This window comes from Thauera sp. ZXT1-4 (genome assembly GCF_052598215.2).
In genome coordinates this window covers 1-9,157 of sequence record NZ_JBQWSN020000050.1, presented here as the reverse complement: position 1 = coordinate 9,157, position 9,157 = coordinate 1, and the positions used below count along the sequence as shown (strand labels likewise).

The window sequence follows — 9,157 nt, the reverse complement described above, 5'->3', positions numbered from 1 at the left end:
ACCGAGCGGACAATTCATTTGCTACAACACCGGACAGTTCTATTTGTTGCCAACATAATTTCTCGGCCGTAGAGTCCGACCATCCCTGTTACCGGAGGCATCAGACCCAAGCATATCGGTTCGATCATCTGAATGGCATAAAAAGGCGTGATTGTCATTTTCAGGAGACAACTGCACCAATCAACGCAGTTTGATACCTGCTGTGCATCCGGCTCCTGACAGCCCAATATCAGGACTCCCCCGCACGAAACTCGTCTATGTTCACTACTCGTATGCACCAAAGCGAGGTGAGCATGGCGACCGACACCCCTCGGATTGCCGAGCACGGCGTGGCCACCCTTTCAGAACAGGCATGGGAGCGTGCGTGCCGTCGTGCGGAGATCATCAGGCCGTTGGCAGAGTCGGAGACGGTCGGGCATGAAGCGGCCGACGCGGCAGCTCAGGCACTGGGCCTGTCCCGGCGGCAGGTGTACATCCTGATCCGCCGCGCCCGGCAAGGCGTGGGGCTAGTCAATGACTTGGCACCTGGACAGTCGCGTGGTGGTAAAGGCAAGGGCCGCTTGCCTGAATCGGTCGAGCGCATCATCCGTGAGCTGATACAAAAGCGTTTCCTGACCAAGCAGAAGCGCAGCATTGCGGCCTTCCATCGTGAAGTCGCTCAAGCCTGCAAGGCACAGAAACTGCGGGTGCCGGCACGAAATACCGTGGCCTTGCGGATCGCCAGCCTTGATCAGATCAAGGCCGTTCGCCGCCGGGAAGGTCAGGATGCCTCCCGCGAACTGCAAGGTGCTGGCGGCGTCCCGCCGACAGTCTCTGAGCCACTGGAGCAAGTGCAGATCGACCACACGGTCATCGACCTGATCGTGGTGGACGCGCGCGACCGGCAGCCGATTGGCCGTCCCTACCTCACGCTGGCCATCGACGCATTCACCCGCTGCGTGCTCGGCATGGTGGTCACGCTCGAAGCACCGTCCGCCGTCTCGGTCGGCCTGTGCCTGGCACACGTCGCCTGCGACAAGCGTCCCTGGCTGGAGGGGCTGGATGTAGAGGTGAACTGGCCGATGGGTGGCAAGCCCAGGCTGCTCTACCTGGACAACGCGGCCGAGTTTAAGAGCGAGGCGCTGCGCCGGGGCTGCGAGCAGCATGGCATCCGCCTGGACTACCGGCCACCCGGCCAGCCGCACTACGGAGGCATCGTGGAGCGCATCATCGGCACGGCGATGCAGATGATCCATGACAACCTACCGGGCACGACCTTCTCCAATCCCGGCCAGCGCGGTGAGTACGACGCCGAAAAGATGGCCGCCCTGACCCTGCGCGAGCTGGAGTGCTGGCTCACTCTGGCCGTGGGCACCTATCACGGCTCGGTGCACAACGGCCTGTTCCAGCCGCCGGCCGCGCGCTGGGCCGAGGCCGTGGCGCGAATCGGCGTGCCTCCTGTGGTCACGCGGCCCACCGCGTTTCTGGTTGATTTCCTGCCGGTCATCCGTCGCACGCTGACCCGCACCGGCTTCGTCATCGACCACATCCACTACTACGCTGACGCGCTCAAGCCGTGGATTGCCCGGCGCGATCGCCTGTCCGCGTTCCTGATCCGGCGCGATCCCCGCGACATCAGTCGTATCTGGGTGCTGGAGCCGGAGGGACAACACTACCTGGAAATCCCGTACCGCACCCTGTCCCATCCGGCCGTCACGCTCTGGGAGCAGCGCCAGGCGCTGGCACGGCTACGGCAGCTCGGGCGCGAGCAGGTAGATGAGTCGGCGCTGTTCCGCATGATCGGCCAGATGCGCGAGATCGTGACTACCGCGCAGAAGGCCACGCGCAAGGCCCGGCGTGATGCGGATCGACGCCAGCACCTCAAGCCGTCGGCTCCGCCCGTCAAGCCCACACCGCCGGACGCGGACAGCGCCGACTCGCAGATCGGCAACCTGCCGCCAGCCAAACCGTTCGAGCAGATCGAGGAGTGGTAGCCGTGGACGAATATCCCCGCATCGACCTATCTCACCTGCTGCCGGCAGCGCAGGGATTGGCAAGGCTGCCGGCCAGCGAGCGAATTCAGCGCCTTCGCGCCGACCGCTGGATCGGCTATCCACGCGCGGTCGAGGCGTTGACCCGGCTGGAAGCCTTGTATGCCTGGCCGAACAAGCAACGCATGCCGAACCTGCTGCTGATCGGCCCGACCAACAACGGCAAGTCGATGATCGTCGAGAAATTCCGGCGGACACACCCGGCCAGCACCGACACGGACCAGGAGCACATACCCGTGCTGGTGGTGCAGATGCCATCCGAGCCCTCGGCGATCCGCTTCTATGTCTCGCTGCTGGCCGCGATGGGTGCACCGCTTCGCCCACGCCCACGGTTGCCGGAAATGGAGCAACTGGCACTGGCCCTACTACGCAAGGTTGGCGTGCGCATGTTGGTGATCGACGAACTGCACAACGTCCTGGCAGGCAACAGCGTCAACCGGCGGGAATTCCTCAACCTGCTGCGCTTTCTCGGCAACGAGCTGCGTATCCCGCTGGTCGGTGTTGGCACGCGCGAGGCGTATCTCGCCATCCGCTCGGACGATCAACTGGAAAACCGCTTCGAGCCAATGCTGCTTCCACCGTGGGAGGTCAATGAAGATTGCTGCTCGCTGCTGGCCAGCTTCGCTGCGTCGCTCCCGCTGCGGCGGCCCTCGCCGATTGCCACGCTGGACATGGCCCGCTACCTGCTCACCCGCAGCGAAGGCACCATTGGGGAGTTGGCGCACCTGCTGATGGCCGCGGCCGTGACCGCCGTGGAGAGCGGCGAGGAGGCGATCAACCATCGCACGCTGAGCATGGCCGACTACGCTGGCCCCAGTGAGCGGCGCCGACAGTTCGAGCGGGAACTGATGTGAAGCCTGCGTCGCGCTGGCCGCTGCATCCGGATCCGAAAGAAGGCGAGGCGCTGTCCTCCTGGCTCAACCGGGTCGCCGCCTGCTACCAGATGGATGTGCACGAGCTGCTGGTACACGATCTTGGTCACTGCCAACTCGATGAGCTGGACACCGCGCCTCCTCCGTCGCTGTTGACGGTGCTTGCCCAGCGCAGCGGCGTTGAGTTCGAGCGATTGCGCAGGATGAGCCTAGCCGGCTGGGTGCCGTGGCTGCTGGACAGCCTCGACGATTCGGTGCCTGCGGCCCTGGAAACCTACGCGTTTCAATGCTCGGTGCTGCTGCCCAAGCGCAAGGCGCGATCCATCACCCGCTGGCGTGCGTGGCTGCCGAGTCAGCCGATTCGCCGGGCATGTCCGCTGTGTCTGAACGATACGACCAACCAGGCCATGTTGCTCGTCTGGCAACTCCCCTTGATGCTCAGTTGCCCGCAGCATGGCTGCTGGCTGGCGTCCTATTGGGGTCTGCCTGGCCGGTATCTCCAGTGGGAGAGGGCCGATGCTGCTCCACATCCCACCAATGAGGCGATTGCCTGCATGGATCGGCGTACCTGGCAGGCCCTTACGACCGGCTTTGTGGAGCTGCCGCGCCGACGAATCCATGCTGGGCTGTGGTTCCGGCTGCTGCGCACCCTGCTCGATGAGCTGAACACACCTCTCTCGCACTGTTATAGCAGCAGCGCGGGCAGCATTCGCCAAGTCTGGGAGCATTGCGGCCATCCGCTGCGCGCCGGGCAGAGCCTGTGGCGTCCTTTCGAGATTTTGGCCCCTGCGGTGCAGTTGCAGATGCTGGAAGCGGCTGCCACTGCCATCACACTGATCGAGTCGAAGGCGCTGAACCCGCGCGGGGAACAGGCCGTTCTGTTTCAGATGGAGCCGCACGCTGGTTTCACCAGCGGCCTGCCGGTGAAGATGTCGAAGCCGGAACCCGTCAACTACTGGCAACGAGCAGCCCAGGCCATCGAAGAGGCCATCATTGAAGCACGGTACAACCCGGAGACGGCCCGCTCGCTGTTCGCTCTGGCATCCTGCGGGCGACGCGACCCTGAATCCTTGGAGCGTTTGCGCGACACGTTTGCCAAGGAGGGTATCCCGCCAGAATTTTTGTCACATTACTAACCCTAAAGGCCGTTTGCAGGCCTTAGACTAAATGACGGGTTAAGTGACAATTTTTGACGACTAGAGCTTTCAGACTCACACTGTCACATAATCGAACGTATATGTGACAGGTGGAGCATGCTGATTGGCTACATGCGGGTATCGAAGGCAGACGGATCCCAGGCCACTGACTTGCAGCGCGACGCGCTGATCGCGGCCGGTGTTGATCCAGCCCATCTTTACGAAGACCAGGCGTCGGGCAAGCGCGAGGATCGCCCTGGCCTGGCGGCCTGCCTGAAAGCGTTGCGGTTTGGGGACACCTTGGTGGTGTGGAAACTGGATCGGCTCGGTCGAGACCTGCGCCACCTGATCAACACCGTGCACGATCTGACCGGACGTGGTGTCGGCCTCAAGGTGCTGACCGGCCACGGCGCAGCCATCGACACCACGACTGCCGCCGGAAAGCTGGTCTTCGGCATCTTTGCCGCACTCGCTGAATTCGAGCGCGAGCTGATTGCAGAGCGCACGATCGCTGGCTTGGCCTCGGCGCGGGCACGCGGCAGGAAAGGTGGCCGGCCGTTCAAGATGACCGCCGCCAAGTTACGCCTGGCGATGGCTAGCATGGGGCAGCCGGAAACCAAGGTAAGCGATCTTTGCGAAGAGCTTGGTATTTCCCGGCAGACACTCTACCGGCATGTGTCGCCCAAGGGCGAACTGCGACCAGACGGTATAAAGCTGTTATCCCGCGGTTCAGCCGCATAAATGGAGTCGCCCGAGATTCCAGCCCTGTGGGCTACGCTGCCGAAGTTGTCACAAGGGGGCGGAGTCTAAAACACGGAGCGTAGAGGCTGAAACCTGGCGTCGCCGCAGCGTATCGAGGTCTGCGAAGACACGGCGTAACGTGATTGTTCAGCGTCTGTGTTCCCTAGCAATAGCGCTACCTTCGGTCAGTGGCCGCTGCTATTCGAGAATGCGTTGATGACCACAACACCGGACACGATCAGGGCAAGACCGAGGATCGCAGGGAAATCCAAGGGTTGCTTGTGGACAACCCATCCCAGCAGTGTGACGAGAGCGATTCCGGCGCCTGCCCAGATGGCGTAAACGGTGCCGGTCGGAATGGACTTGAGCGTGAGCGACAGGAAGTAGAACGCGACTGCGTAGCCGGCGATGACGACGACGCTCGGCCACAGCCGGGTAAATCCATCGGATGACTTCAGCGCGGTGGTCGCTATAACTTCAGCCACGATGGAAATGGATAGCGTCAAATACGGGGACATTTAAACGCCTTCTGCAAGTTGGTGGATCGCCTGCGTCAGTGCCTCGCGTTCGACTGGTGATAAGTCGTAGATGCCGAGCACTTCGGAAAGCCACAGCCCATCGACGGCAAGGCGGGCCAGCAACTTATTGATATTCGGCCCGTCCTGGGCACGTTCAGCCTGTACCCATGCGGCCCATTTCGATGCGACGGCCCGCTCAACCACGCATGTGGCTAGCAAAGCCTTGCCATGGTCTGATGGCTGGTCGTCCTGCGCAGCAAGCACGGGACGCGCGTAGCGCCAGGCGGCTGAGGCTCCGGAATCGTCGTCCGCGACTGCGGCTTGAAACGTTGCGGCCAAATGCTCGTAGAGCGCGATCACCAGCGCCTCGCGCGTAGGAAAGTGGTGCTGCACAGCGCCCTTCGTCACACCGGCCAGATCGGCAACAGCGCCAATTGAAAGTTGGTCACCGCTTGCCAGCAGCTGTGCGCCGGCCTCAAGTAGCAGTGCTTTTACGAGTTCTGGCCGCTTTGGCCGATGTACGTTTTTTAACATCGTTAAACCATAACATTACGATCGTAATGTTTCAAGGTTGGCCTCATGTTTCGATGAGGTAATTGCACTTGGGGGGCGACGGGAGGAGTCCAATGCCCGCTCCCCCATGCCCTAAACAGCGCCGGTATGCCTAGACACTGCTGACACGGAACAGAGGCTGAATAAGCGCTCGTCGCATTATGACAACTGGTGGGCGTGCCGAAAAACGAGGGGCGCTCGCTGAGCCCCTTCGGTTGCCAGTTCTCGGCCGCCGCCCCGTTGTTGCCTGATGGATCCCCCTCATCCGCTGCTGTAGTGCAGCTGGCTTCTGACGTTCGGTGCAGCCGTCTTCTGAAAACGACACGCGGCACGGGAATCAAGGCATTGCGATTCTCGAAAATAGTTCTTGAAACTATATTCTTGATTGCATACCATCTAAACGAGTTTCGATAAGAAAGAATGCCCATGCGACCGTCTGTTGTGCTTGACATGAAGCGAAGCGCAGTGCGTGAAGCGGTAGGCCGCTTTCGCGCCGCGAACCCGCGCGTCTTCGGCTCGGTGCTGCATGGCACCGACCGGGATGGCAGCGACCTCGACCTGTTGGTCGATGCGCTGCCCGGTGCCACGTTGTTGGACTTGGGCGATTTGGAAGAAGAACTGAAATCGCTGCTCGGCGTTGACGTCGATCTGCTGACTCCCGGCGACCTGCCGCCGAAGTTCCGGGCCAAGGTGCTCGCGGAGGCGCAACCGATATGAGCGAGAACCGCCTGCCCGATTACCTCGACCACATTCAGCAGGCCGCAACCGATGCGCGCAGCTTCGTGGAAGGGATGGCCAAGGATGACTTCTTGGCCGACAAGCGCACCCAACAAGCCGTCATCATGAGCCTCATCATCATCGGCGAAGCCGCCACGAAGGTGATGGACGGTTATGCCGAGTTCACCCAGGCGCATGCCGACGTGCCGTGGCGCAGCATGCGCAACATGCGTAACCGCATGGCCCACGGCTATTTCGACATCAACCTCGATGTGGTGTGGGAGACGGTGCAGGAATGGCTGCCGGCGTTGCTCAAGCAACTGCCTGCTGTGCGTCAGGATGACGACGATGAAGACCGTAACGACAAAGGCATGGAGCCATGACCAATCAAGCCGCCGATGTTCGGCCCCTCTGGCGTGTTCGATCCCGCGACCTATGAGCCGCGCTCGGGCAAGACCTTCTGGATGGCCGCAACGGACGTGAGTTCGCTGGTGGGCAAGGAGGCAGCAGCCGACACGCTCATCGGCAACTGCACGACCGCACGACCAGCCTCCCGTTCAAATTCGAGTTAGAACTCATATCCAGCCTGTCTGGGGGCACTGTGAAAGAGGGATCTCCGATGACTGTTGAATCGAGAATATTTTCTGTAGCCGAGTATGTTCAGCCGTCCGAAGGCGAGCCTATTCGTTCCGTTGTGCTTGAAACCCGAGACTCAATTATCGTGGTTTGGCATGTCCATCCCGGGCAGGAAATTGCGGCTCACATTCATCCTCACGGCCAAGACACGTGGACTGTTTTGTCGGGAATGGCTGATTACTTTCAGGGCAATGGGATTGTTCGTGCCCTCAGGGAAGGTGAGATAGCCGTGGCAAGACCGGGCCAAGTGCACGGGGCGCGAAATACAGGTACCGAGCCATTTGTGTTCGTCTCGGTTGTGGCATCAGCCAATGCCGGTTTCGTATTGGCTGAGCGATAGAGCCCAATCTCTGGAGTTGGTCCAATGAGCGGTCGGGGAGATAGGTAACAGACATGCAGCGGACACGGCTGCTAAACCAGGTCGCAAACCTCCTTGCGTCGCAGCGTGCCGCAAGCGACGCGATCAATCGAATGGGGTCGGCATGAGACTGAACACCATCCATAGGACTAAACCGCTCGCGCGGTAGGGGTGTGCTCAGGGCCATCGCACTCGAACGTTATAACGGATGAATTCCCAGCATTTTCATACGGATATCGTCATCCCAAGCCGCCCGCTTGCGCTTGAGTCGCAGGCTCGTTTTGGCGGTGTCGGTCTTGTCTGCACGAATCAGGTTCAGCACGATCTTCTTGAGCAGCGAGAGATTCTGCGGTGCGTTGTCCTTGCGGATCATGCAGTCGTCCTCGCCGAAGCAGACGTCGAGCATCCAGTGAAGTCGATTCTCGATGGCCCAGTGCGCACGAACGGTCTTGGCCAGTTCTTCGGGGGTGAGTTTGCGCGAGCTGATGTAGTAGCGCTCCTCGAGTTCGGCCACCTTGTCGCCGGCCACGCGTTGCGAGACGACGCAGCCGACAGTCTTGCAACCAGGCCACAGCTCGGGGTCGATCTCCTTGCCGCTGGCGGCGACCCAACTGAGCTGCATCACCGTCCTGCCATGGGACTTGTCGATGTGCTTGAAGTCGTCGTTGGCGGCCTGCGCATCACTGATCAGGTCGCGCACCTGCTGATGCAGCGTAGGCTGGTTGCCCTTGACCGCGAGCAGGTAGTCGCCTCCCTTCTCCACGATCTTGGCAGCGATCTCGCGCTGGCAGCCCATGGCGTCGATGCTCACGAGCAAGCCCTTGATGTGCAAGGCTTCCAGCAGTTCCGGGATGGCGGCGATCTCGTTGCTCTTGCCCGCCACCTTCTCTTGGCCGAGCACCAGTCCCAACTCGGTCGAGAACGCGCTGACCATATGCACCGGCGGCGCATCGCCATCGGCCGAGCGGCGCAGCGTTTTGCCGTCGACGGCCACCACGCCATCGAGTGCGCCAACGATCCCGCCCACCCAACGCCGGAAGACCGCTTCGAACTGCTTCGGGTCGAGCACCCGGAACACACGCAGAAACGTGTCCTGCGAAGGGATGCCGTTCTGGAGCACGAGAAAGCGCCGCAGCCAGTCGGCCTTGAGCCGACCCCACAGCGCGATGTCCTCGAAGCTGTCGGCGTCCGAGAGCATGGCGCACACCGCGATCACCAGGATCTCCCGGAAGTCGTGGCGGGTGCCGTTACTCGGCTGGCGAGGATCTTCAAGCTCACTGAGTTTCTCCATCAGACTGACTCCCGCTCCGCGCATTTCCATCGCCCAAATGACGAGAGTAGACGCGTTTTCGAGAGGGTTCACAAGATGGCTGCATAACCTATTGAACGTGAACGACTTTCTTGGAAAATCTCAAAAAGGCCATGTCATTCGAGTGCGATGGCCCTGGGGGTGTGCTGAACCGCTCGTGACGAGCATCGAAGTTCGTGGTTTCCATCGGCAGCAGGCCTGCCATGTTGGGAGATGAGGCAATCGGCCTCATTTTCGACAGGAGCAAGCCATGGATACCCCGACTCGTCCCGTCAGCCCCTTGCGCCA

The 9,157-nt window shown here is 61.4% G+C and carries 11 protein-coding genes; 8 read left to right on the top strand and 3 right to left on the bottom strand.

Translation table 11 applies throughout. The annotated features are described in order from the left end of the window. Nucleotides 1-257: 257 nt before the first annotated feature. The 4 genes from ACUH78_RS18230 to ACUH78_RS18215 all read left to right on the top strand — a co-directional run bounded on the left by ACUH78_RS18230 (nucleotide 258) and on the right by ACUH78_RS18215 (nucleotide 4,779). Nucleotides 258-1,973: a TnsB C-terminal domain-containing protein gene (locus ACUH78_RS18230; RefSeq protein WP_445334327.1), complete on the top strand. Its 1,716-nt coding sequence runs from the start codon at nucleotides 258-260 to the stop codon at nucleotides 1,971-1,973. Then, on the top strand, nucleotides 1,967-2,884 hold the full coding sequence (locus ACUH78_RS18225) for a TniB family NTP-binding protein (RefSeq protein WP_445334328.1): 918 nt from the start codon (nucleotides 1,967-1,969) through the stop codon (nucleotides 2,882-2,884). The genes ACUH78_RS18230 and ACUH78_RS18225 overlap by 7 nt, the downstream gene beginning before the upstream one ends. Next, entirely contained in the window at nucleotides 2,881-4,038 is a 1,158-nt protein-coding gene (locus tag ACUH78_RS18220) for a TniQ family protein (RefSeq protein ID WP_445334329.1), read from the top strand. The genes ACUH78_RS18225 and ACUH78_RS18220 overlap by 4 nt, the downstream gene beginning before the upstream one ends. Nucleotides 4,039-4,155: 117 nt before the next feature. Beyond that, nucleotides 4,156-4,779: a recombinase family protein gene (locus ACUH78_RS18215; RefSeq protein WP_213705021.1), complete on the top strand. Its 624-nt coding sequence runs from the start codon at nucleotides 4,156-4,158 to the stop codon at nucleotides 4,777-4,779. A gap of 185 nt (nucleotides 4,780-4,964) precedes the next feature. Here ACUH78_RS18215 and ACUH78_RS18210 read toward each other — a convergent pair whose 3' ends face one another. Continuing rightward, nucleotides 4,965-5,297, bottom strand: a complete 333-nt coding sequence (locus ACUH78_RS18210; RefSeq protein WP_213705022.1) for an SMR family transporter — start codon at nucleotides 5,295-5,297, stop codon at nucleotides 4,965-4,967. Beyond that, the gene (locus tag ACUH78_RS18205; RefSeq protein WP_213705023.1) at nucleotides 5,298-5,831 is read right to left on the bottom strand and encodes a TetR/AcrR family transcriptional regulator; all 534 of its coding nucleotides are present in this window, start codon (nucleotides 5,829-5,831) and stop codon (nucleotides 5,298-5,300) included. It abuts the gene before it with no gap. A 468-nt stretch (nucleotides 5,832-6,299) separates the two neighbouring features. On the opposite strand from ACUH78_RS18205, the gene ACUH78_RS18200 reads away from it, so the two are divergent. From ACUH78_RS18200 to ACUH78_RS18185, 4 genes are read left to right on the top strand one after another with little or no spacing between them, the layout of a single operon-like run. Continuing rightward, nucleotides 6,300-6,566 carry a nucleotidyltransferase family protein gene (locus ACUH78_RS18200; protein ID WP_016487057.1) on the top strand — a complete coding sequence of 89 codons (267 nt, stop codon included), beginning with the start codon at nucleotides 6,300-6,302 and terminating at the stop codon, nucleotides 6,564-6,566. Continuing rightward, entirely contained in the window at nucleotides 6,563-6,949 is a 387-nt protein-coding gene (locus ACUH78_RS18195; protein ID WP_510497590.1) for a HepT-like ribonuclease domain-containing protein, read from the top strand. The genes ACUH78_RS18200 and ACUH78_RS18195 overlap by 4 nt, the downstream gene beginning before the upstream one ends. Before the next feature lie 15 nt (nucleotides 6,950-6,964). Further along, nucleotides 6,965-7,138 (top strand): hypothetical protein, encoded by a 174-nt coding sequence (locus ACUH78_RS18190; RefSeq protein WP_003154411.1) that lies wholly within the window; start codon nucleotides 6,965-6,967, stop codon nucleotides 7,136-7,138. A 47-nt stretch (nucleotides 7,139-7,185) separates the two neighbouring features. After that, a complete protein-coding gene (locus ACUH78_RS18185) occupies nucleotides 7,186-7,542 on the top strand; it encodes a cupin domain-containing protein (protein WP_003465043.1) in 357 nt (118 codons plus the stop codon). A gap of 217 nt (nucleotides 7,543-7,759) precedes the next feature. Here ACUH78_RS18185 and ACUH78_RS18180 read toward each other — a convergent pair whose 3' ends face one another. Continuing rightward, nucleotides 7,760-8,851 carry an ISAs1 family transposase gene (locus ACUH78_RS18180; RefSeq protein WP_445334330.1) on the bottom strand — a complete coding sequence of 364 codons (1,092 nt, stop codon included), beginning with the start codon at nucleotides 8,849-8,851 and terminating at the stop codon, nucleotides 7,760-7,762. Nucleotides 8,852-9,157: the final 306 nt, after the last annotated feature.